The organism is Bacillus sp. RZ2MS9 (assembly GCF_001816185.2).
In the GTDB taxonomy this organism is placed as follows: Bacteria; Bacillota; Bacilli; order Bacillales; family Bacillaceae_G; genus Bacillus_A; species Bacillus_A cereus.
The window spans coordinates 4,652,934-4,675,917 of record NZ_CP049978.1 but is presented as its reverse complement, the minus strand read 5'-3'; the positions used below and the strand labels follow the sequence as shown (position 1 = coordinate 4,675,917).

Genomic DNA, 22,984 nt, shown 5'->3' with positions numbered 1-22,984 from the left:
ACAAGCATGATATGTAGGTAAGTGCCCATATGTGAGTGTAGATAGCAGGAATTTTTTGGGTGGTAAAGAAGTACAAATATAAGGGGTGATAAAATGGAGTACGAATACGATGATAGTGTACATTTACATCTTGATTATTTCGGGACAGAATGTGATATGGAATCGATCGCTTATAAGAGGAAGAATGAAGACGTATGGGATGTGTATTTTAATTTTGGAGTATACGGTATTCAGAAAGACGATGTAGAGTTAGGTAGGTTTATGGACGAATATGCCGGTTATTACGTTTTTTCTGTACATGCTCGCGATCTTAGTTGGGAATTTGGAAGTGCCCAGTTTGAAGAGTGGGTTTTGAAAAATCGGATAGTAGAAAAAACGCTACAAAAATAGGAGGAATTTTGTGATTGGATTTCTCATCTTATTATTTATTTTTGTGGCCGTATTTTTTATTATGCAAATGCTTATTTACCGATTCGCAAAGAAAAACATCCATAAATATACAAAAATAAAATGGTTTCATATGTGGCTACATATGAATATGAAAAAAGGACCGAGATTAGATTTTTTTGATTTTGTAGTTATAGTGCTCGTATGTATCGTATGGAAAATATGGCTGCTTCCTTTTATATAATACACATACTAATGATTTTCTCTTTTATCATAAAATAACGAAAAGAACCTGTCTTGTGGCAGGTTCTTTTCGTTATAGTAATAGTTGTTAAAAACGTGCAACGCCTGTTTATTAATTCTTTCGTATTTTTATGTGAAATCTTTAATAGTATTAAGGATTTCCAAAACATAGTTATTATATCATAAAGTGGAATGCTGAAATTAAGTTTTTCAAGAATGAGTAATTTGTATACCACAATTTAACTGTTGATTAAGGGAATATTAAGACAATACATTTATGGTAGAAGCAAGTATGCAGACGAAATATGTAATATATGTTATTTTAATAGAAATAGTTCTTTCGATGCGGGGGAAATTAAGACATAGAAACGAGGGAATGAATTGAAGTATGGTTCTACACTTTTTCATCTTCCAAAAAGAAATATATTAATTTCTAGCATTATAAGTAGTATGGTGACTTTATTAGTAATAACTATGCTGTTTATGATTTTAAAGGTTTTTAATTTAGACATGATGAAAGATCATTTAAATCAAAAGCTTGTTTTAAGTGTTATGATGATTTTCATATGGGGCATAACGTTTTATATTACGCATTTCAATAAAAAAGAGATGCCTATACTTAGAGCATCCCTGCGAGTGCATTTTATATTACTTTTATTAGCTCATACAGTAGCGTTATTTTATATTGTCATGCAAGTTAATATGAGTTTCATAGAGGCAATGAATTGGATTTACTTTTATAATATGCAGTTTATATTAAGTTTTGTAGTAATTTATGCAATATATATTCTTGTATATAATTTAATAGGTAAGGTTTTTCTAAGTATGGTTTTAACGAGCTGTACGTTAATCATTTTATGTATTGTGAATTATTTGAAGCTTATTTTCAGAGGTGATCCGTTATATCCTTCTGATTTCACACAAATTACGCATATGCAATCTGTTATACCGATGGTGATGGACTATTTTAGTTGGAGTTATATTTTTGTCATTATCGTAAGTATCGTAGCTTGTATTGTAGCAGGGATATATATGAGAAGGTATATTCAAAATGTAAAGATTCATCTAGGAATAAGAGCCTTATTAGTAGTAGGATCTATTTTTGTTCTATATGCGTACGGTAATTTTGCGAATACATTTATGAATAAAGTATTTCAAAAATCAGGTGTAGATTTTGTTTTGTGGAATCAAAATGAGAACTACGCTTCAAATGGTTTTGTACTTGGGTTTATTAGCAATTTAGATACAACAGTTATGGAAAAACCAAAAAATTATTCTAAAGAAAATATGCTTCAAATAGCAAACGATATAAAAAAACAATATAGTGGAAATGTAGGGAATCAAAAGAAAAAAGAGAAACCGAATATTATTTTTGTAATGAGTGAATCGTTTTGGGATCCGACGAAAGTAACCAACCTTTCTTTTAGTGAAGATCCTGTACCAAATTTGCATCATTATATAGAAAACTTTCCTGGGGGACAAACTATTTCTCCTACGTTTGGGGGAAATACAGCGAACGTTGAATTTGAGGCATTAACAAGTTATTCAATGAGTTTGTTAAAGCCAGGTTCTATACCATATCAGCAGGTTATTACAAATAAGAAAGAAGTTCCATCAATCCCTACGGCGTTGAAAAAAGAAGGTTATTATACAAGTGCAATTCATTCATTTGGTCGCACATTCTTTAAACGTGACGATGTATATAAGGTGTTAGGATTTGATAAGTTTAATGCAGAGGACACGATGGAAAATGTGGATATTGATGGAGATTATATTAGTGATTTAGCGATGAGTAAAGAGATAATTGCTGAGTTAGAGGAACAAAAACAGCCAACATTTATTCATGCAGTTACGATGCAAAATCATTTTCCATTTACAGAAGGCCGATTTGGTGAAAACCTAATAGAAATTAGCGGTCTAGAAAATGAAGAATCAAAAGGAGAATTAGAGACGTATACAGAAGGATTAAGACGTTCAGATGAGGCACTTCAATATTTAATAGAGCAACTAGATAATTTAGATAGACCTACATTATTAGTATTCTTTGGAGATCATCTTCCATCATTAGGAACAAATAAATCTTTTTATAAAGAAAACGGGTATATAACGAATGAAAAAACACCGAGCGAACGTTTAGCGATGGCGCAAACTCCGTTATTAATGTATGCAAACTTTGATATGCCAAATGATAATTTAGGTTTAGTAAGCCCAATTCATTTTTCTAATCTTATTTTTGATTATGCAGGATTAAATAAATCCTTATTTTATCAATTTTTATCGGAACTTTATAAGGAAATACCAGTGCTTAGAGATGAATTAAAAGTTGATAAAAATGGAGAAGTAATCAATGATTTAACAAAGAAACAAAAAGAAATGTTAGAGCAATATAAAATGCTCCAATATGATTTACTCGTTGGAAATCAATATAGTACAGATATCCTCTTTAAATAAAAGAAACAAAAAGAACTTGTATAACGATACAAGTTCTTTTTTCATAGTATTTAACGGGGTAACCAGACAAGCTGGGTTTAGGGAGTATTACTTGTACATTTAGTATATATGAAAATGTAATCGTTTTATTTGTGTATTTGTGAGAAATGTGTGAATTTTATGTTTTATAAAAAACGATTATGTTAACTTTCATTCTTATATTGCAGTTGTTATGTTTGTAAAAATTTTATCAGTTCTTTATTTAATTCATCCGCTTGATCGATTGGTGAACCATGACCACTATTTGTAAGAGCATGTAACTGAGAATTTTTAATTCGTTGTTGCGTAAGCTCAGCACTTTTGTAAGGAATTAGTTGGTCGTGAACGCCGTGGAAGATTTTTGTTGGGACGTTAATTTTATTTAAATCTTTCGTTACATCTTCATTTGCAGCTGCTTGTAAAATTTTGATAAGGGCATAAGAAGCGGATTGCATACCGAGATAAGAAAACCATTCAAGGGTTGCAGCCCCTAAGTTTCTATTGAAAAAAGATAAAGATACGTCATTTAAAAATTTTGGTAAATTAGCATACATTTGATTAATGAGAGCATTTGCTTGTTCTTTCGGTACACCGTAAGGGGACTCTTGATTTTTAACGAAAGAGGGGGAGACAGCGTCAATTAATGCGAGCTTAGAAATGCGGCGGCCATTATAGCGAGACATATAGCGAATAGAAAGAGCACCACCAACTGAGAAACCGACTAATGTAGCGTTCTCTACTTGAAGTGCTTCCAGAACAATTGCGATATCATCGGCTAATCGATCATACGTGTAACCAGTCCATGGCTTATCAGATTGCCCATTCCCTCGTATATCCATGGCAATACAGCGAAAGCCATGCTCTGGTAAAACATTGAGTTGATATTGATACATTTGATGATTTAAAGGCCATCCGTGAACGAAGAAAACAGTCTTACTACCTGGACCAGGATTAACGTCTTGCACAAAAATATGCACATCTTTCTCGACAGTAACAAACATAAAACTCCCCCTGTTCTATCAATAGGCTCCATTCTAAAAGCTTTGTTTTACTTTTTAGGCCGTCTATATAAAACATCCTCCATAATATACGTATTAATGATCATAGATTTTATGCTCTGTATATAGTCTAAATATATTGCGTTTTTGGTACGATTTTCCTCAAATGTTCGATTTATCTTTGTTTGTCTATGAAAATCATTTATTATAATAAATGGTATTCTTCGAGATATTATTTTGAAGGGGTGTTGAAGTGAAAGAAAGTTTTCTATCATATAAAGAAGAAGAAAGGAATGCAAAAATCCTTTTATGGGTGTTATATGTCATTGTTATTGTATATCAAATTTTCTATGCAATCGTATTAGAAGATAAATCAATAATGGATAAGGGATACAACATAATATGGCAAGTTATTTGCGGAGTAGCAATACTATGCGTGAATATATATTTACTGAAAAAAGAAAAGGCAAACCTTGTTAAATATGCATGGATATTTGCATACATAGGGATAGAAATCGCTAATATAATTTCGTATATTTTTTATAATAAGGCGGCGTTTGATGCGACAAATATAATAGAAATTATTCTCATTTTCTTTGTACCCATATTTTTAAATAAAAAATTTTATGTGTTTTTGCTTTCCTCTATTGTAGGAAAATATTTAATTTATTTATTTGTATTAGAGGAAATAAAAGCATTTATGTTCCTTATTATGTGTACACTTATGTTAATAGCTGCATATATCATTTTAAATCGATTTTTACAATATCTTTCAGCCGTAAAGGAAAGTATTGCGATTGCTAGTGAATCACAAAAATTAGCAGTAATCGGAAAAATGGCAGCGACTGTTGGACATGAAATTAAAAATCCACTGGCTTCATTAAAAGGATTTACGCAATTACAACGAGAGAAGCATGAAGAGGATCCTATTTATAAACGTATGATTTTTGAAATAGAAAATATGAATAATATGATAAGTGAGTTGATGGAAGTTGCTACATGCAAACCTTCTATTTATAAGAAACATGATGTAGGAAAAATTGTATTACAAGTAATAACAAGTCTTCGCGGAAAAATGAATGAATTAAACGTGCAGTTTATTTCTAATGTGGAAGAAAAAACAATAGAAGTTGAATGTGATGAACGAAAAATAAGAGGAGTCTTTTTATATACGATAAAAAATGCTTTAGAGGCAATGGAACAAGGTGGCATATTACATTTACAATTAGAGAATAAAGGGAAAGAATATGTAATAATCAGCGTAATCGATAATGGTCATGGTATTAAGCAAGAAAACTTAACCCGTGTTACAGAAGCCTTTTATACAACGAAACAAGATAAAATTGGTCTGGGACTTACGGTAGCGAATCGAATTGTCGCCGAGCACTTTGGTGAGCTGCATATTTCAAGTGAAAGAGATACTGGAACGAGAATAGACATCATTCTCCCAAGGAAGTGTGGAAATACTGAAATCCAAGTGGAAGAAAAGCTAGGAGTTACCATATGAATAAAGGCTATATATTTAAAAATGAAGAAATAAAGGCATTGAAAGTATTTTTAAGTTTATTTTTTATTATATTTTTTGTGTATGATCTTGCCTATGAATTTATCGTACCTTTAATCGCGGGAGAGCAAGAAGGCGTAGGAAAGTTTGAAGATGGTTTAGGTTTATGGCTTTACCTTTTGACGGTAGTATTGTTTTGCATTGGAATATACTTTATGAAATGGAAGAATGTTTTTGTGGTAAAGTATATTATTCTAATTGGCTATAATGTATTAGATTGTATCCATAACATTATGATTTATTATGGTAGCGATGCGGAATTTGACGGTGGAAATATAGTAGAAGTATTTTTTATTTTGTTCGCACCAATCTTTGTGAACAAAAGATATTTCTGGTTAGTTCCAGCGATACTTGTCGGGAAGTACGCTCTTACAGGAATCATTATTCAATCTTCTCTCGTTTTAATCCCAATGGCATTATATAGTGTATTTACTATTATATGTTGGATTATATTTTTGAGGGTTCAGTCTTACGTTCGTACGCTTGAGATGATGGACAAAGAAATAAAACAGACAGAAAAACTAGCAGCTGTTGGAAAAATGGCAACGGTTATTGGTTATAAGATTAGAAGACCTTTAGCAAACTTAAAAAAACTTGTGAATAAACAAGCCGACAAGCATCCAGAGGATAAAATTTATAGTGATATTATGAAACAAGAAGTAGATCGGATTCATATAATTGCTACAGAACTTAGTGGATTTGAGAAATCTAAATCACTAGAATCAGAAACTCATAACATACAAGAAATTATCTCTTATGTTATTCGAGTTATGGAAAAGCCTGCTTTAAAACAAGGAGTCCACATACAAGGTATTTACAGTAAAGACTTACCGTCCATTACATGTGATGAAAAACGATTAAAACAGGTCTTTTTTAATTTAATCAAAAATGCAATTGAAGCAATGTCAGTTGGGGGAACAATTACGATTAAAGTTACTGTAAAAGATGGAATCATCGTTCAAGTGAAAGATGAGGGATGTGGTATTCCGAAAGATAAAATTCCAAAGTTAAATGAAGCCTTTTATACAACGAAAGAAACAGGAACTGGTCTAGGTTTAGTAGTTACAGAAAAAATTATTAAAGACCACAATGGTAAAATGAGTTTTGAAAGTGAAGTTGGGGTTGGAACAACGGTTGAGGTTATGTTACCATTGCATTAAATAGAAAAAACATCACTTATTTGGAAGTAATGTTTTTGTGTTCTTCTTAGGTAGACGTTCTAAAAAAGAGGACGATAACGAAAAATAATATATTGATAGTGTAAAAAGAAAATAATGGATGTTTTACTATGAAAAATATATAATGGCTTTGTCTGTTATTTGTTGTAGTTCATTTATATTTCTATTTGTTGACCCGAATCTCGGGTCTTTTTTTTATGAAATGAATTGCTATATGTCAGTGATTAGAAAAATAGAATATATATTCATGCTGTAATACTGGTAGCGCCAGTAAACTCGGTGCTACCAGTAGGTTTGTTTTCCGGCACAACGAAAGCATTTACGTTGGTACAGGTGGTGCTTTCACATTTCTCTATTTTTCTGTGATCGATTGTATTGTGTATATAAATTTAAAAAATGATAGCGTTAGAGCCACCATTTCTCCTGCGGAAGCAAAATAACATCCACATCAAAATTTTCTTTAAACCAATCATACATCAATGTCTCTTTCACTAAATATTCAGAGGCAGAGTGTGACACACCAATTAGAGACATATTCGTTTCTTTTACATAATCCATAATGAGCGAGTATTTATGTCGGCCGTAATCATTGTCGATATGGCAATGGATTTCTCCTGTAATATATGCTTCAGCACCTTTTTCTTCTGCTTCCTTCATTAAAGATACAACATCGCCACATCCAGCGATAATTGCGATTTTTTTGATGGAATCATGTCGTTTACCTTCGAAGTCTGTGTAAGGAATCTGGAAGAGTTGTTTTAGATGTTTTTGGAGTGCTTCTGTTGATGTTTCATCTATTTCACAAATAAGGCCAATTGGTTCTTGTTCTGGACCTCCATATGCAAAGTCGTCCACTACAGTAGCGTTTAATGCTTTTGCAATTGAAATACTCGTTCCATGCGTTTGATGAAAATCCATTGGTACGTGACATGTATATATAGAAAGTTGTTTTTCTTTTATTCCTTGCAAATATTTTTCAGGAATTGGTATGAAACCGCGACCAGATCTTCCAAGCGGATCACCACACTCCATTACAAGGGGATGGTGCATAAAGAGTAAATCACCAGGTGTGGATTGTGAAATGAATGTTTCAAGAACGTCATCTGTAGGGAATACAGCTAAAAATACTTTGTTTACATTTTCAGATCCGTGCATCATAAGGCCGTTAAATAAATCTACAAAATTTGCTTCGAAAAATTGTTGCCAAGGAAATTTGATAGGATCATATACGGCTGGGATAAATCGACTAAAGGCACTATCTTTTCCGTATTTTTCAATTTGGAATAAGTGATCGAGTGATTGCTCTATTTTTTTTAAGGCTGGCATGTTTGATAATCCTCCTTAAGATGATTCTTGCTTTATGAGTTGTTTGTATTCTTCGTAGCAAAATAAGAAGCGGATAGGAAACAAATAAAACCTAGGATCCAGCTAATAGAAGGAGAATAGGGAAGTACATGCTGTAATAGCATTCCGCTAGAAATGAAGAAACTACTAAATAGACCTAATAACATAGGATATCGTTGTAGTTTGAACACGGATAGTAAACATCCTTTCTCCTGCATGAACTACTCATAAAAGCTCGATTACTGAAACTTTATCACATACATTGTATATTAGTCTTAATTTTCTGTATATAACTTTTAAGAAAAATGGTGATACAATATATGAATGATAAGAGAAGAGAGGATGAAGATTAACATATGTACGTTACTGTAACAGAAGCAGCATATAAAAAGATTATGGATACGATTCCAGGTGAAGCGAAATATATAAAGTTATTTTACGATAATGAAGGTTGCGGTTGTGTTATGAGCGGAATTATCGATTTAGTAGCTGTAGCAGAGAAAGATGAGCGCGATGTGGATATTGAATCAAGCACAATGAACTTTATCGCTGATCGTACAAAGCTTGTATTTATGGATGATAAGTTAACTGTTGATTGGCATGAAGGTGGAGGAACTTTTCAGTTAAAGAGCCCGAGCCAGTTTTATAATCCAAATATGAAGTTACACGTTCGAATATAGTAAAGGAAAGGTGATTCCAAAATGTATTTTGGAATCACCTTTTTTATTTTATAAGTCGCTATTATTGTCGATTTTTGTTGATAAGTCGATATATTGAAAAAATCGCCGATATAAATGGAGTTGCGCTGATATATTTGGGAAATCGCCGATATAAATGGAGTTGCGCCGATATATTCAGAAAATCGCCGATATAATTTCATTTACCAAAACGTTTCAAAAGTAAAAAGATTTTTTCACATAATGAAATGTACATGTGATTGAATTTTCTGTATAATCTTCTTTGCGGAGGGGATACGCATGAGAAGATGGGGAATTGAGTTGTTAATTTTAAGTGTTGTTATTATTTGGGGGATTAACTATACAATTGCGAAGTATGGACTTTTAGAATTTACAGCAATTGAGTTTACTGCACTTCGCATGATGGCGGCGGCACCGCTTCTGTTACTCCTTACCTTTTTTATTGAAAAGTCGGTTTATATGGAGCGAAAGGATATACCTAGATTAATTATCGTTAGCATTGTAGGTATTGTACTGTATCAAACGTTATTTATGGAAACTGTCAAATATACATCTGCTACAAATGCCTCTTTACTCATTTCTATTTCACCTATTTTTACAACTGCATTTGCGATTTTCTTGAAACAAGAAAAGTTTTCTTCTCGAAAGTTAATCGGTTCTATGACTGCCTTTGTTGGTGCAGCATTAGTTTTAGTAGCGGGACATTCGCTTACTAGTTCTTTTTATGGCAATGGAATTGGACTTATTACATCAATATGCTGGGGGCTTTATCCTGTTTTAGCAGGACCATTAATTAAAAAATATTCAGCATTACGTGTTACAGCATGGTCTGCATTAGTGGGTGCGATTCCGCTATTATTGTTAAGTGGTCCACATGTGTTTGTCATGCCATTTCACATTACTCACGGAATGACACTATTTGCTTTACTATATTCTATTTTCTTTGTAACAGTATTTGGTCTAGTAATGTGGTATGTTGGTGTTCAAAAAATTGGGGCGTCACATACGATGGTATATATGTATATAACGCCGCTTGTAGCTGTTTTATTTGCAGCTGTCTGGGCAAATGAATATGTATCGTTTCAACAAATCATCGGTGGAATTATCATTTTTGTCGGTCTATGGTTTGTGAAATCGGAGAAAGTAAAAGTTCATTCTATTGCAGGGGAACCTATATCAAAATAGGAAAACAGATCACCTATGATCTGCTTTCCTATTTTTTTATTTTTGGTAAGAAGATGAGAAATAAGATAGCAGTAATAAGTGGAATTAAGTTTAAAAATGGAATACGGAAGAGTGTAATAAGAATAATACCTGGAAGAAGAACACCGAGGACAGCGTAAAAAATGCTATGGTTTTTCGTGTACCAATACAATGAAAGTCCAATAAGTGCAGGGATAATGAGGTGAATGAGAGCCATTAAAAAATAAATCATTAGACGCCCCCTTTATTTGTGTGCTTATTACATCATATCCGTATGTTCATAGATTGATATCATTTTTTTCATAAATGGACGAAAAAAGTTTGAAAAACCGTCACAAAATATGAGAATATGATGTTTGAAATCTTGTATAATATTATTTTCTAAAAACATTTAAACAACATAAACATACTGTTTATGTTGTTTTTAATTTGAATGAAATGGATGTAAGGAATATGAATTTGAAAGAAATTTTTTGTTGGATAGATAAGAACGAATGAAGAGAGGTACAGCATGATTAGTATGTCACTAAGATCATTTAAAATCCAATCGTATTATATACTAGGTATTTTGTTACTAGGTTGGATGTTAACACCGTTTTCAGCTCATTTTCTAGGTGCTGGAATTGGGCTTATTGTAAGTATGTATTGCGTTTGGCTTTTAGGGAGACGAATTGAGAAGCTTGGAGATAGTATTGTAAAGAAGACGAAAGCACCGACACTCGGTATGTTTAACCGTTTTGCAGCTGCAATTTTGGGTGCTATTATTATGTACGAAATTGAGCACCACATGGTTATGTGGGCATTTGCAGTAGGGATTTTGGGTGGGTATTTCTTAATTGTTGTTAATTTAGGATACTATAGCATGAAAGATGAGAAAGAACTAACAAAGAGCTAAAAAAGGTAAAAGACTTCTTTTTAGATGGAATAGATGATCCAGCCACGGATAGAAGCGGTCAGGGCCTTTTTTAGCCCCATACGATGTGAAACCCAGTAGGGATATAATGTATATATTCGAAGCTGTAATTTTATAATCTAGGTCACAGATGAAGAGATTAGCGTTTCACTTTATATAAGATATAGAAAGAAGCTTACGTTTTCACGTAAGCTTCTTTTTTATGTAAGTGTGTGTAACCGTTAAGCCGCATTGGGTTTTGTCGGTGAGTACGCGAAACTTTACGGTTACACGACACTTATTCATATGAGTAAAGGGTTATTCCAACAGAAAGTTTTAATTTAAGCGATTGGACCGCCTAAGTTAATAATGTCTTCAGATACGCTGTCGAACTTTTTGAAGTTAGCTTTGAATTCATTTGCAAGTTCGATTGCTTTTGCTTTGTAAGCAGCTTTATCAGCCCAAGTTTGTTCAGGCATTAACACTTCGTCAGGTACACCTGGTACGTGAAGTGGAACTTCAAGACCGAAGATGTCATGTTTAGCTGTTTCAGTTTTCGCAAGTTCACCGTTTAATGCAGCTTGAATCATTGCACGAGTGTAACCTAAGTTCATACGTTTACCAACGCCGTATTCGCCACCAGTCCAGCCAGTGTTTACTAAGAATACTTTCGCATCGTGTTTCTCAATTTTTTCACCAAGCATTTCAGCATAGCGAGATGCATCAAGTGGTAAGAATGGTGAACCGAAGCAAGTTGAGAATGTTGCTTGCGGAGATGTAACACCGCGCTCTGTTCCTGCTAGTTTACTAGTGTAACCACTTAAGAAATGATACATAGCTTGTTCTTTTGATAACTTACTGATTGGAGGCAATACGCCAGATGCATCAGCAGTTAAGAAAATGATTGTATTTGGGTGTCCAGCAACACTTGGCAGTACGATATTGTCGATCGCATGCATAGGGTATGCAGCACGAGTATTTTCTGTTAAAGTAGTATCGTTATAGTCTGCGATACGCGTTTGGTCATTAATGATAACGTTTTCTAAAACAGATCCAAATGTGATTGCATCGAAAATTTGTGGTTCTTTCTCGTGAGAAAGGTTTACACATTTCGCGTAGCAACCGCCTTCAATATTGAATACACCGTTATCAGACCAACCGTGCTCATCATCACCAATTAATTTACGGTTTGGATCAGCAGATAATGTTGTTTTACCTGTTCCAGATAAACCGAAGAATAATGCTACATCGCCTTCTTCACCTACGTTTGCAGAACAGTGCATAGAAAGAATATCTTGTTCAGGTAATAAGAAGTTCATAATAGAGAAGATTGATTTTTTCATTTCTCCAGCGTATTCTGTACCACCAATTAATACGATGCGTTTTTCGAATGAAACCATAATGAATGCTTCAGAGTTTGTACCGTCAACAGCTGGATCAGCTTTGAAATTCGGTGCAGAAACAATTGTGAACTCTGATTCATGAGTCGTTAATTCTTCTTCAGTTGGACGAATGAATAATTGATGTACAAATAAATTGTGCCATGCATATTCGTTAATAACTTGAATTGGTAGGCGGTAATTGCGGTCAGCGCCTGCAAATCCTTTGAAGACGAATAACTCTTCTTTTTCTTTTAAGTATTCTAAAACTTTAGTATATAATTTATTAAAATGTTCTTCAGAAATCGGTTGGTTCACAGCTCCCCAAGCAATTTTGTCAGCAACCGATGCTTCTTTCACAATAAATTTATCTTTAGGAGAACGTCCTGTATATTTTCCTGTTGAAGCAGAAACGGCACCAGTAGAAGTTAATTTCCCTTCATTTCGCATTAATACTTTTTCCACTAATTGCGGAACACTTAGTTGAATCTGTGCATTGCTTCCGTTCAATAATTCGTGTAAACCAATTTGGACATTCACAGTACTCATATTTATATACCATCCTTTTCATTTAATGAAATATTTCTCGTAATCCCCAACAAGAGTATAACACAATTATATAAATAATGTATACTATTTATTTCTTTTTGTTTGTGTGAATGCATTATTTCCCTATTAATATTTCATTTCAGGCGTATTGAGAAAAACTTTCAGGAAAATGTGAATATTAATTGACAAATGAATATCATTTCTTTAGTATAGGTTGGGACGGATACTCTCTTATCCCGAGCTGGCGGAGGGACAGGCCCGATGAAGCCCAGCAACCTCACTTGTATTGATAAATGCAGGTGAATAGGTGCTAAAACCTGTGCGAGGCTACAGGTCTCGAACGATAAGAGCGAAGGGCAAAAAGCAGTATGCAAGTAGCAAATTAAACCTTTCCTCTATGTAAAGTAGGAAAGGTTTTTCTGTATGCTTGTGTGGGAGAATAAATGTATGTCGCAGTTTGTGGCAAATTAAGGATGAGTTCCGTACAATATATACAATTACTGTAGGGAGGTTTACCACATGACAAAAAAACGTCATCTGTTCACATCTGAGTCTGTAACTGAAGGACATCCAGATAAAATTTGTGACCAAATTTCTGATTCAATTTTAGATGCGATCTTATCAAAAGACGCAAATGCACGTGTAGCTTGTGAAACAACTGTAACAACTGGTTTAGTATTGGTAGCGGGGGAAATTACGACTTCTACTTACGTAGATATTCCGAAAATCGTTCGTGAAACAATTCAAGGCATTGGTTACACACGCGCAAAATACGGATTCGATGCAGAAACTTGTGCTGTTTTAACATCTATCGATGAGCAGTCTGCTGACATCGCTATGGGTGTTGACCAAGCGCTAGAAGCACGCGAAGGTCAAATGACTGACGCTGAGATTGAGGCAATTGGTGCAGGAGACCAAGGTTTAATGTTTGGTTTTGCATGTAATGAAACACAAGAATTAATGCCACTTCCAATCTCGCTTGCTCACAAATTAGCTCGCCGTTTAACTGAAGTACGTAAAGATGATACATTATCATACTTACGTCCAGATGGAAAAACGCAAGTTACAGTTGAGTATGATGAAAATGGTAAACCAGTACGTGTTGATACTATCGTAATTTCTACACAACATCACCCAGATGTTACATGGGAAGAAATCGATCGCGACTTAAAAGAGCACGTAATTAAAGCTGTAGTACCAGCAGAATTAATGGATGGAGAAACGAAATTCTTCATTAATCCAACTGGCCGCTTCGTAATTGGTGGACCACAAGGTGATGCTGGTTTAACAGGACGTAAAATCATCGTTGATACTTACGGTGGATACGCTCGCCACGGTGGCGGTGCATTCTCTGGTAAAGATGCAACAAAAGTTGACCGTTCTGCAGCATATGCAGCTCGTTATGTTGCGAAAAACATCGTAGCAGCTGGTCTTGCTGAAAAAGCAGAAGTACAACTTGCATACGCAATCGGTGTAGCACAACCAGTATCAATTTCAGTTGATACATTCGGCACTGGTAAAGTATCTGAAGACGTACTAGTAGAACTAGTTCGTAACAACTTCGATCTTCGCCCGGCTGGTATTATTAAAATGTTAGACTTACGTCGCCCAATTTACAAACAAACAGCAGCTTACGGCCACTTCGGACGTACTGATGTAGATCTATCATGGGAACGTACAGACAAAGCTGCAGCTTTAAAAGAGCAAGCTGGTCTATAATATATGAAAAAAAGCTTTGCGCGGTGAGCGCAAAGCTTTTTTTATTTATAATTACGTTGGAATAAAGCGAAGAGTTCAATGTCATGCCAAGTGCCGTTGCGGAATATAGCTTCTTTACAAGTTCCTTCATGTTGAAAACCAAGTGATTTATATAATTTAACTGCTCTATCGTTAAAAGAAAATACTCGTAAAGAAAGGCGATGTAAATTTAATTCTAAAAATGCATAATCCAATAATAGGGTTAAAGCTTCCTGCCCATAACCTTGCCCCCAGTAATCCTTTTTACCAATATCAATAATGCATTCAGCATTTCGATTATACGAATCAATATGAATTAAAGAAGTAATACCAATTGGAAGATGCGTAGCTTTTTCTTCAATGATATAGCTCTTAGAGTTCGAAGAATGAATAAATTGCCGGCAAAGTTTTTCTGTGTCTTGAAAGGAATATTTATCAAGAGTGAGTGTAGTTGAACTCATAACGTCTATATCATTATGCCATTTATAATATGTTAGAATATCATCTTCGGAAAACTTTCGTAACTGGATACGGTTGGATTCAAACAATGTAAACACCCCTTTTGTATTTACTGGTTTTTGTTCATTATCTCAACACACGAACTACAATAAATTTGTCCTTCTAATTCAATATACTTTTTCATATTCGTCATGCCATTCGCCGGAAAGGGCATATGAATCCACGCTTTTTCATACGTTTGTATTTCTGTTTTACATGATTTACAAAAGATTGATTTCTTTTTGAACATATGTAATCAACCTTTCATTTGACGTGCTTTACTTGCGCAAAAGGCACTACTTAGTAAAAATAGTGTCGCGAATATAATGCTTACTAATGTAGCGTATGGAATTGCGCCTTTTAAGGAAAAGCCGACAGTGATTGAAGCGATGAATAAGAGGATAAATGTTGTTGTTAATTTTTTATAAAGTTCCATACTATGTAGACCTCCAATTTATTTTTTAGTACAAGTTTTAAAATTGAATTCTATTATGTAGAAAATATAAAGAGTAGCTAAAGATGTGTAGTCTAGGAGTATAAGAAAGTACACTTTCCTTTTTGTGGGTTAGTATACTTATATTGTATCATGGCGCATGATTGGCTTCATACATAATTGTGTAAAGGTATGTATGATAAAATGAAGAAAAGTCTTTAAGAAAGGAAAGATAAAAAATGAGTGTAACTGAACATAAAAAACAAGCTCCAAAAGAAGTGCGTTGCAAGATTGTTACGATTTCCGATACACGTACGGAAGAAACAGATAAGAGCGGACAACTATTACATGAATTGTTAAAAGAAGCGGGACATAAAGTAACTTCTTATGAAATTGTAAAAGATGATAAAGAAAGTATTCAGCAAGCGGTGTTAGCTGGTTATCATAAGGAAGATGTAGATGTTGTATTAACAAATGGCGGTACTGGTATTACGAAACGCGATGTCACAATTGAAGCAGTATCAGCGTTATTAGATAAAGAAATTGTTGGATTTGGTGAGCTGTTCCGTATGATTAGTTATTTAGAAGATATCGGAAGCAGCGCAATGTTAAGTAGAGCGATTGGTGGTACAATTGGGCGCAAAGTAGTCTTCTCGATGCCAGGGTCTAGCGGAGCGGTTCGACTTGCGATGAATAAATTAATTTTACCGGAATTAGGCCATATTACATTTGAGCTGTATCGCCAATGAGTAAGTATGCTGGAATTGTATTAGCGGGCGGTATGTCGAGTAGATTTGGTGAGCCGAAGGCGTTAGCAATTTGGAAGGGAACTACTTTTGTTGAGCATATTGTGAAAGTGATGGGAACTACTTTGCAAGACATTGTAGTAATTAGCCATACTGATATAAAAGAGCGAGTAGAGCAATTCGTACAAGTTCCTGTTATAGAAGACATTCCGCACTATAAAGGAAATGGACCGCTTGCCGGCATTGTATCAGGTATGGAATACATAGAAGCAGATTGGTACGCTATTATGCCTTGTGATGCACCAAACGTTTCGCATCAATGGTTTGCCATTTTACTAGAGCAAACGAGCAATGAATATGATGCGGTTGTACCTATTATTAATGGAAGAAAACAACCGCTACTTGCGGCGTATCATAACCGCGTGAAAGAAAAGATTTATGCTTTACTTCAGGAAGAAAAAAGAAGTATGGGCCAGCTTTTATCACAATGTAATGTGAAGTATGTTTCTGGAGAAGATGTACAAGCGAATGCGGATTGGTTTATAAATGTAAATACGAAAGAAGAATATGTGCAGGCTCAAAAAGACCTTTCAAATGAATGAAAGGTTTTTTGATATACAGAATTGGGGAACAATTGCTGTATAAAGGTATGTGAGTAAGTTGATTTTAAGGGGAATTCTTAAAATCATTATACAGTTTAAAATACTGTATAACCATATATTAATTTTTATGGGTTTTTATTACAAGTCTGTTTAGTTATGTTTATTTTTGATATAATTAATATAGAAATAAAACAATGTTTAACCTTATGTATCATTTATTAAACTAAAATTTATGACCATGTAATAAACTCCCTTCGTTTTTTTGAAGGGAGTTTTTCTATTTAAGCAAGCAACTCTGATGCGTTATGCTGCAGGACTTCTTCATATTGGTTAAGCAAACCGCGAAAGATCTCATCCCAGCTCTTTGATTTCGCAAAAGATGAAGCTGCTATTCCCATCTGCTCAAGTTTTTCTTCATTTTGTAATAAAAAATAAATGGATGATAGAAATGCATCTTCATTTTTAGGCGGACAAAGAACTCCCGTTTTTCCATCTGTAATAATATTTTTAACCCCGCCACTACTTGCACCAATGACAGGTGTACCGCATGCGAGTGATTCAAGTACGACATTTCCGAATGTTTCAGTAGCTGATGGAAACACCATTATGTTAGAACAAGCATATGCTTCAGCTAAATCTGTACTTTGTAAATAGCCAGTAAAAGTGATATTTGTTTTCGGAACAGCTTCACGTAAACTTGTTGCTAGAGGACCGTCTCCTGCGATGAGCCAATGAATATCGTTTCGAGTATGTGCTGTTTTAACGATAAGGTATTGCAGTGTATCAATATCTTTTTCAGGAGCAATTCGTCCAACATAGGAAAGGACATACTTCGCTGTAATATTATATTTTTTTCGGAATAGGTCTGTATTGTAAGCAGGATGAAAGAGTGTGCAATCTACACCACGTCCCCATATAGAGAGGGTCTGAAAGCCTTTGTTTTTTAATTGATGTAATGTTTCAAAGGAAGGTACAAAATTTTTTTGCATATGACTATGAAACCATTTTAAATAGTTCCACAGCATATTGGAGAGGAATTCGATTTTGTAATAACGTAAATAGGCATCGAAATCAGTATGATAAGAACCGACAACTGGGATGTTTAACTTTTTTGCATAATACAATCCACAAAGTCCCATGTTGAAAGGTGTGGCAATGTGAATAATGTCAGGTTTAAAGGAAAGTAGTTCTCGTTTAATGCGCGGAGTAGGAAAAGAAAAACGACATTCTGGATATAATATTGTTAACGAGATACTTCTCATCTTATTCACATTCGCTACAAAATTATCTTCAGCTGTATGCTGAGGAGCGAAAACAGAATAGGAGATCTGTTCTTTCTGAAAATATTGTGTTAATCGCTCTAACGTTTTCGCAACCCCGTTAACTTGTGGCGTAAAAGTATCGGTAAAAATGGCGACTCTCATCATATCACTCCTTTATGTGAAAAGTGGGATGAATTGATAAAAAGAGATGATGCCAGAGCAAGTGCCAAGGCACATACCGACGAATACATCTGACGGATAGTGAAGTCCTAAATAAATACGTGAAATACCGACGCATAATGCTAACGGTAATAGGAAAGCAAGTAAGCTTGGATTATAGCAAATAAATGGAATGAAGACAGAGAAAACGGCTGTTGTATGACCAGACGGGAAAGAGTGGTCTTTTAATGGATGGACTGGATATTTTGCATCCTGAATTGTTAAATAAGGACGCTTTCGCGGATACCACCTTTTTAATATTTGCACAGGAATATGGCTAATTGCTAACGAAATAGCAGTTGCAATTGCAGCTTGATGCAAAGTTCCCTTTGCGAAAATTAAAAAGAAAAGTGTGAGTGCGATGGAGAAAGTCGCGCCACCGATATGAGTAATATTGCTGAAAAAGATATTTAATGTTTTTTGATCAAAGTAGCGGTTAATTCCTCTGAAAATGTAACATTCTATTTTATATAACCCACTGACCTTCATGAAAATTCTCCTCCCTCATCTACATATATATGGAGATATTAGCTTTTATTTTAATAAGATTTTGTTGAGGGAGTAATAATGTTTTGTAAAGAAAAAGTTAGATTTTATATAAAAAAAGCTGCCAATCTTATGGCAGCGGAAATTTACTTCTGTAATGATTTATAATATTGACCTTTTTCAACGTATTGCGTGCGAATACGCTCCATATCTTTACGGTCTTCTTCTGTTAATTCACGAATGACTTTCGCGGGACGACCGAAAGCTAACGTGTTTGGTGGAATTTTCTTTCCTTGTGAAACGAGGCTTCCAGCGCCGATAAAAGCTCCTTCGCCAATTTCAGCACCATCTAATATAATAGATCCCATTCCAATTAAAGCATCTTTCTTAATATGGCAACTATGTAAAATGACTTGATGCCCAATTGTTACGTCGTTTTCTAAAATAAGAGGATACTGCGGGCTTTGGTGAAGTGTACATTGGTCTTGTACATTTACTCGGTCTCCAATGATTGTCGGTGACACATCACCACGGATGACTGTATTAAACCAAATACTTGATTCCTCGCCAACGGAAACATCGCCTGTAATCGTAACATAGTCAGCGATAAAAGCACTACTCGCAATTTTCGGTTTTTTTTCTTTGTAAGGATATATCATGTAAAGTCTTCCTTTCCTAGAGACTAGTTTTAGTGTATCAAATTATGAGAAAGAGTGAAATGGAGGAGAGCCGTATGTGGAATTATGAAGCGGAGGAAGCAAAGGCGGTCATTGTTATTGTGCACGGCGCAATGGAATATCACGGACGTTACGAAGCCGTTGCGGAAATGTGGAATCATATCGGCTACCACGTCGTGATGGGGGATCTTCCGTCACATGGAACGACTTCAAGAAATAGAGGACATATTGATTCATTTGATGAATACATAGAGGAAGTTAAATTATGGGTGAAAGAAGCAAGAAAGTATAGGTTACCTATTTTTCTATTCGGTCATAGTATGGGTGGTCTTATTGTCATTCGTATGATGCAAGAAACGAAGAGAGAAGATGTAGAGGGGATTATTTTGAGTTCGCCTTGTTTAGGGGTAGTGACTGGACCCTCTGCTCCGCTTCAATTTGCTTCAAGAATATTAAATGTTGTGGCTCCAAAATTGCAATTTGCAACGAATCTTACGGTGGAAATGTCAACACGTAACCATGAAGTGAGAGATGCAATGGAGAATGATTCTTTGTTCTTGCGCAAAGTATCAGTACGTTGGTATAGTGAATTGATTAAGTCTATCGAAATTGCTCATAAAAAAATAGATGATTTTCCAGATGTTCCGCTCTTGCTAATGCAAGCTTGTGAGGATAAACTTGTAGATAAAACACGTGTCCGCACTTGGTTTGATAATGTTAAAATAAGTGATAAGGCTTTTAAAGAATGGCCGAATTGTTATCACGAGCTATTAAATGAGTATGAGCGTGATGAAATTTTGAGTTATATTCAGTCATTTACTGAAATGCATGTCAATAATATAGTAAAAACAAACAAATAAATCATTATTTGTACATTTAATAGAGGAGATGAAGGAAGAAGTGAACGTACCGAGTAATCCCATAACGCTCATGGCGAAAGTATACCGTGATGTGTTTCCGGTTGTACACCATGAGCTAGCGATGTGGAAAGAGCGTGCCTACCATATTCCGAATGATGAGCTTCATAGTCAGGCAATCGCAAGTATTGAGCATAAAACGTTTCATTGTGAGGGCGGTGGCATTTTAGCTCTGCTAGCAAATGAACACCGAGAAGAATGTATTCGTTTTATCGTAGCGTATCAAACGATCAGCGACTATTTAGATAATTTATGTGATCGCAGTACATCACTTGATCCAAATGATTTTGCCGCACTGCATGAATCGATGTTAATGGCATTATCACCTGAAGTAGAAGGCGGCGGTAATTATTATCGTTATCGTGATGATCAAGATGATGGTGGTTATTTAGATGAACTTGTTGAAACATGCCAAGATGTTTTAAAGAAAACGAAGCACTATGACAAAATTGCTCCTGTTCTTCATGAACTTGCTTGTTATTATTGTGATTTACAAATTCATAAACATGTAAAATTAGAAGAAAGAGAACCACGATTACAAACGTGGTTTGAAGCACATAAAGAAAACTTACCTGAGATGAGTTGGTTTGAATTTTCAGCATGTGCCGGTTCTACACTTGGGATTTTCTGTCTTGTCGCATATGCATTTCATGATGAATTACATGATGAAGATATTGCGAAAATTAGACAAGGATACTTCCCTTACGTACAAGGACTTCACATTTTGCTGGATTATTTCATTGATCAAGAAGAAGACCGTATAGGCGGAGATTTGAATTTCTGTAGTTATTACGAAAACGAGCAAGCGATATTAGATCGGATGAAACATTTTGTAGAAGAAGCGGAGAAGAGCATTGGTGATTTGCCTCATGCGAAGTTTCATCGCCTTATAAGCCGAGGGTTACTTGGTATTTATTTATCAGATCAAAAAGTATCAGCACAAAAGAATATGCATAAAATGGCACGGCGCATTGTAAAGTACGGAGGCCTCACTTCACGATTCTTCTATTGGAACGGGAAGATGTACCGAAAGAAAACAGCGCAGTGATGAAGAAAACCACTCATGTAGAGTGGTTTTCTTTTCATTATGATTGTATTTTTGAAAATACATATATAAGAAGTTCAATCGCAAAAATCACTAATACAGATAATCCAAATAAAGGCATGACAGCGCCCAGTATAACCATCATGATAAAGAAAACGAATATACTGTTCTTATCTCTTTGTTTTGGAGGTGCTGCTAATTTTCCTTTCGGCTTTCTTGCTAACCACATTTTTACTCCGTAATAAATAAGAAGTAGTAGAGATAACGTTGTTAGTAAGCATAATATTTTATTTGGCCATCCAAATAAATGTCCTTCATGAAGCGGGATGCCGTAAGTGAACCATTGTGCAAGTAATCCATAATCACGATAGTCCGTTTTGGAAATAAGCTTTCCGCTATATTGATCAAAGTAAGCTGTTATCTCTTCATTTGGTGCAACATGCATACCTGTAATACCAGAACCGCTCGATTTCGAAACAGTGAATACACCTTTCGGATCAGCTGGTAGTGAGATAACGTATGGCTTCTTTATTTCAATTCCTTTTTGTAATTCATCGACAGAAATAGCTTTCGGTTCATTTGAATCCGATTCAGGAGGAGCTTCTTTTCTTGTTGCCCATGGCAATTCTTTTACCTTTGATTCAGGCGGCGCCATATACAATTTCGGATATCCGAGCGATTCATTCGACGACGCAATTTTATAAATTTGGTTACCCATAAATCCTGACCATGGCAATCCAGATGCGACTAGCAGAACGAGTGGAATTGTAAATATAATACCGATAATAGAATGACGTCGTTTTGCTTTTTCTCGCTTATTGGATACTGGTGTGTTTTTGAACTGTCGTATACTCATATACAAACCAGTTACAATTAAAAAGATTGTCCAGCACGCCGCAAGTTCTACAGTATAGTTGATGACAGTGCCACCAACTAAAAGAGAACTATGTAATTCCCGCATTATATTGGCAAACGTTTCACTTGCGTTTTGATCTCCGACAATTTGATTATTGCTATCTAAATATACATACTTTTGTTGCCCTGTATATTCATTTGTAATCGTAAGTCTTGTATTATAATTCCCATTAAACTCACTAATTTTCGCCACACTATAATGTGGATATTTTTTGTCGGTTAAGGAAATAGAATCAGACATCGAAATAGACTCTGTTTGGGCGCTCTTCCCAAAATATAAATCTTTATAGATGAAATCTTCAACTTCCTCCCGAAATAAATACCCAATTCCGCTCAGTGACAACGTAATAAGAAGCGGCGTAATAAAAAGCCCAGCATAAAAATGCCAACGCCAAAAAATGTAATGAAGCGAACGATTTACTTTCATACTCTTAGTTCCCCTAACCTTCCCTATATGAATAACTACTTATTTAATATAGCGAGATTAAGTGTGATTACTTTGAAAGAATTGTGAAGAAAGTTAAAAGTTTGTGGGATTTTTAT

The 22,984-nt window shown here is 34.9% G+C and carries 24 protein-coding genes and 1 riboswitch; of the genes, 13 read left to right on the top strand and 11 right to left on the bottom strand.

Translation table 11 applies throughout. The features are described from left to right. The first annotated feature begins 93 nt into the window (after positions 1-93). The 3 genes from BHV55_RS23860 to BHV55_RS23850 all read left to right on the top strand — a co-directional run bounded on the left by BHV55_RS23860 (position 94) and on the right by BHV55_RS23850 (position 3,081). Positions 94-390, top strand: a complete 297-nt coding sequence (locus BHV55_RS23860) for a DUF3986 family protein (RefSeq protein WP_000455580.1) — start codon at positions 94-96, stop codon at positions 388-390. Between the two features lie 10 nt (positions 391-400). Further along, positions 401-631, top strand: coding sequence for a hypothetical protein (locus BHV55_RS23855; RefSeq protein ID WP_061138900.1), 231 nt, complete (start codon positions 401-403; stop codon positions 629-631). A 380-nt stretch (positions 632-1,011) separates the two neighbouring features. Further along, positions 1,012-3,081: an LTA synthase family protein gene (locus BHV55_RS23850; protein WP_061138901.1), complete on the top strand. Its 2,070-nt coding sequence runs from the start codon at positions 1,012-1,014 to the stop codon at positions 3,079-3,081. 209 nt (positions 3,082-3,290) lie between these two features. Here the strand turns inward: BHV55_RS23850 and BHV55_RS23845 are convergent, their stop codons facing one another. Continuing rightward, positions 3,291-4,100: an alpha/beta fold hydrolase gene (locus BHV55_RS23845; RefSeq protein WP_070757017.1), complete on the bottom strand. Its 810-nt coding sequence runs from the start codon at positions 4,098-4,100 to the stop codon at positions 3,291-3,293. A 250-nt stretch (positions 4,101-4,350) separates the two neighbouring features. On the opposite strand from BHV55_RS23845, the gene BHV55_RS23840 reads away from it, so the two are divergent. Both BHV55_RS23840 and BHV55_RS23835 read left to right on the top strand, forming a co-directional pair. Then, on the top strand, positions 4,351-5,604 hold the full coding sequence (locus tag BHV55_RS23840; RefSeq protein WP_061138903.1) for an ATP-binding protein: 1,254 nt from the start codon (positions 4,351-4,353) through the stop codon (positions 5,602-5,604). Next, a complete protein-coding gene (locus BHV55_RS23835; RefSeq protein ID WP_001032638.1) occupies positions 5,601-6,821 on the top strand; it encodes an ATP-binding protein in 1,221 nt (406 codons plus the stop codon). Before BHV55_RS23840 ends, BHV55_RS23835 begins: the two co-directional genes overlap by 4 nt. Before the next feature lie 423 nt (positions 6,822-7,244). Here the strand turns inward: BHV55_RS23835 and BHV55_RS23830 are convergent, their stop codons facing one another. Further along, positions 7,245-8,165, bottom strand: coding sequence for a Nif3-like dinuclear metal center hexameric protein (locus BHV55_RS23830; protein ID WP_001111121.1), 921 nt, complete (start codon positions 8,163-8,165; stop codon positions 7,245-7,247). A gap of 374 nt (positions 8,166-8,539) precedes the next feature. Here BHV55_RS23830 and BHV55_RS23825 point away from each other — a divergent pair, with 374 nt between their 5' ends. Further along, positions 8,540-8,863 (top strand): iron-sulfur cluster biosynthesis family protein, encoded by a 324-nt coding sequence (locus BHV55_RS23825; RefSeq protein ID WP_070757016.1) that lies wholly within the window; start codon positions 8,540-8,542, stop codon positions 8,861-8,863. A gap of 297 nt (positions 8,864-9,160) precedes the next feature. Next, positions 9,161-10,066, top strand: a complete 906-nt coding sequence (locus BHV55_RS23820; RefSeq protein WP_001255414.1) for a DMT family transporter — start codon at positions 9,161-9,163, stop codon at positions 10,064-10,066. Positions 10,067-10,094: 28 nt separating this feature from the next. On the opposite strand, the gene BHV55_RS23815 is transcribed toward BHV55_RS23820, so the two are convergent. Continuing rightward, positions 10,095-10,316 carry a hypothetical protein gene (locus tag BHV55_RS23815; RefSeq protein ID WP_000639042.1) on the bottom strand — a complete coding sequence of 74 codons (222 nt, stop codon included), beginning with the start codon at positions 10,314-10,316 and terminating at the stop codon, positions 10,095-10,097. A 279-nt stretch (positions 10,317-10,595) separates the two neighbouring features. On the opposite strand from BHV55_RS23815, the gene BHV55_RS23810 reads away from it, so the two are divergent. Then, entirely contained in the window at positions 10,596-10,979 is a 384-nt protein-coding gene (locus BHV55_RS23810) for an ATP synthase subunit I (protein ID WP_000624924.1), read from the top strand. A gap of 338 nt (positions 10,980-11,317) precedes the next feature. Here BHV55_RS23810 and pckA read toward each other — a convergent pair whose 3' ends face one another. Then, entirely contained in the window at positions 11,318-12,904 is a 1,587-nt protein-coding gene (gene pckA / locus BHV55_RS23805) for a phosphoenolpyruvate carboxykinase (ATP) (RefSeq protein WP_000108802.1), read from the bottom strand. Between the two features lie 228 nt (positions 12,905-13,132). Beyond that, positions 13,133-13,254, top strand: a riboswitch (SAM riboswitch). A 169-nt stretch (positions 13,255-13,423) separates the two neighbouring features. Between pckA and metK the strand changes: the two genes are divergently transcribed. Further along, positions 13,424-14,623, top strand: a complete 1,200-nt coding sequence (gene metK / locus BHV55_RS23800) for a methionine adenosyltransferase (RefSeq protein WP_000163123.1) — start codon at positions 13,424-13,426, stop codon at positions 14,621-14,623. A gap of 41 nt (positions 14,624-14,664) precedes the next feature. Here metK and BHV55_RS23795 read toward each other — a convergent pair whose 3' ends face one another. The 3 genes from BHV55_RS23795 to BHV55_RS23785 are packed head-to-tail and all read right to left on the bottom strand — an operon-like array spanning position 14,665 to position 15,575. After that, complete coding sequence (locus BHV55_RS23795) at positions 14,665-15,189, bottom strand: GNAT family N-acetyltransferase (protein WP_000464120.1); 525 nt, start codon at positions 15,187-15,189, stop codon at positions 14,665-14,667. 20 nt (positions 15,190-15,209) lie between these two features. Further along, positions 15,210-15,389 carry a hypothetical protein gene (locus tag BHV55_RS27600; protein ID WP_000473617.1) on the bottom strand — a complete coding sequence of 60 codons (180 nt, stop codon included), beginning with the start codon at positions 15,387-15,389 and terminating at the stop codon, positions 15,210-15,212. A gap of 6 nt (positions 15,390-15,395) precedes the next feature. Continuing rightward, positions 15,396-15,575, bottom strand: a complete 180-nt coding sequence (locus BHV55_RS23785; RefSeq protein ID WP_000424800.1) for a hypothetical protein — start codon at positions 15,573-15,575, stop codon at positions 15,396-15,398. 236 nt (positions 15,576-15,811) lie between these two features. On the opposite strand from BHV55_RS23785, the gene BHV55_RS23780 reads away from it, so the two are divergent. Together BHV55_RS23780 and BHV55_RS23775 are read left to right on the top strand one after the other, a co-directional pair. Further along, the gene (locus BHV55_RS23780; protein WP_000117125.1) at positions 15,812-16,321 is read left to right on the top strand and encodes a MogA/MoaB family molybdenum cofactor biosynthesis protein; all 510 of its coding nucleotides are present in this window, start codon (positions 15,812-15,814) and stop codon (positions 16,319-16,321) included. Continuing rightward, complete coding sequence (locus BHV55_RS23775; protein ID WP_000049598.1) at positions 16,318-16,920, top strand: molybdenum cofactor guanylyltransferase; 603 nt, start codon at positions 16,318-16,320, stop codon at positions 16,918-16,920. Before BHV55_RS23780 ends, BHV55_RS23775 begins: the two co-directional genes overlap by 4 nt. A gap of 281 nt (positions 16,921-17,201) precedes the next feature. Here BHV55_RS23775 and BHV55_RS23770 read toward each other — a convergent pair whose 3' ends face one another. The 3 genes from BHV55_RS23770 to BHV55_RS23760 form a co-directional block, all read right to left on the bottom strand. Next, positions 17,202-18,344 (bottom strand): glycosyltransferase family 4 protein, encoded by a 1,143-nt coding sequence (locus BHV55_RS23770; RefSeq protein WP_070757015.1) that lies wholly within the window; start codon positions 18,342-18,344, stop codon positions 17,202-17,204. Between the two features lie 12 nt (positions 18,345-18,356). Continuing rightward, positions 18,357-18,890, bottom strand: a complete 534-nt coding sequence (locus BHV55_RS23765) for a phosphatase PAP2 family protein (protein ID WP_000868592.1) — start codon at positions 18,888-18,890, stop codon at positions 18,357-18,359. A gap of 143 nt (positions 18,891-19,033) precedes the next feature. Then, entirely contained in the window at positions 19,034-19,546 is a 513-nt protein-coding gene (locus BHV55_RS23760; RefSeq protein WP_000640186.1) for a gamma carbonic anhydrase, read from the bottom strand. Positions 19,547-19,620: 74 nt separating this feature from the next. Here BHV55_RS23760 and BHV55_RS23755 point away from each other — a divergent pair, with 74 nt between their 5' ends. Both BHV55_RS23755 and BHV55_RS23750 read left to right on the top strand, forming a co-directional pair. Continuing rightward, entirely contained in the window at positions 19,621-20,424 is an 804-nt protein-coding gene (locus BHV55_RS23755) for an alpha/beta hydrolase (protein WP_000267424.1), read from the top strand. A 40-nt stretch (positions 20,425-20,464) separates the two neighbouring features. Beyond that, complete coding sequence (locus tag BHV55_RS23750) at positions 20,465-21,529, top strand: tetraprenyl-beta-curcumene synthase family protein (RefSeq protein ID WP_070757014.1); 1,065 nt, start codon at positions 20,465-20,467, stop codon at positions 21,527-21,529. A gap of 37 nt (positions 21,530-21,566) precedes the next feature. Here BHV55_RS23750 and BHV55_RS23745 read toward each other — a convergent pair whose 3' ends face one another. Further along, positions 21,567-22,868 carry a PepSY-associated TM helix domain-containing protein gene (locus BHV55_RS23745; RefSeq protein WP_070757013.1) on the bottom strand — a complete coding sequence of 434 codons (1,302 nt, stop codon included), beginning with the start codon at positions 22,866-22,868 and terminating at the stop codon, positions 21,567-21,569. Between the last annotated feature and the right edge of the window lie 116 nt (positions 22,869-22,984).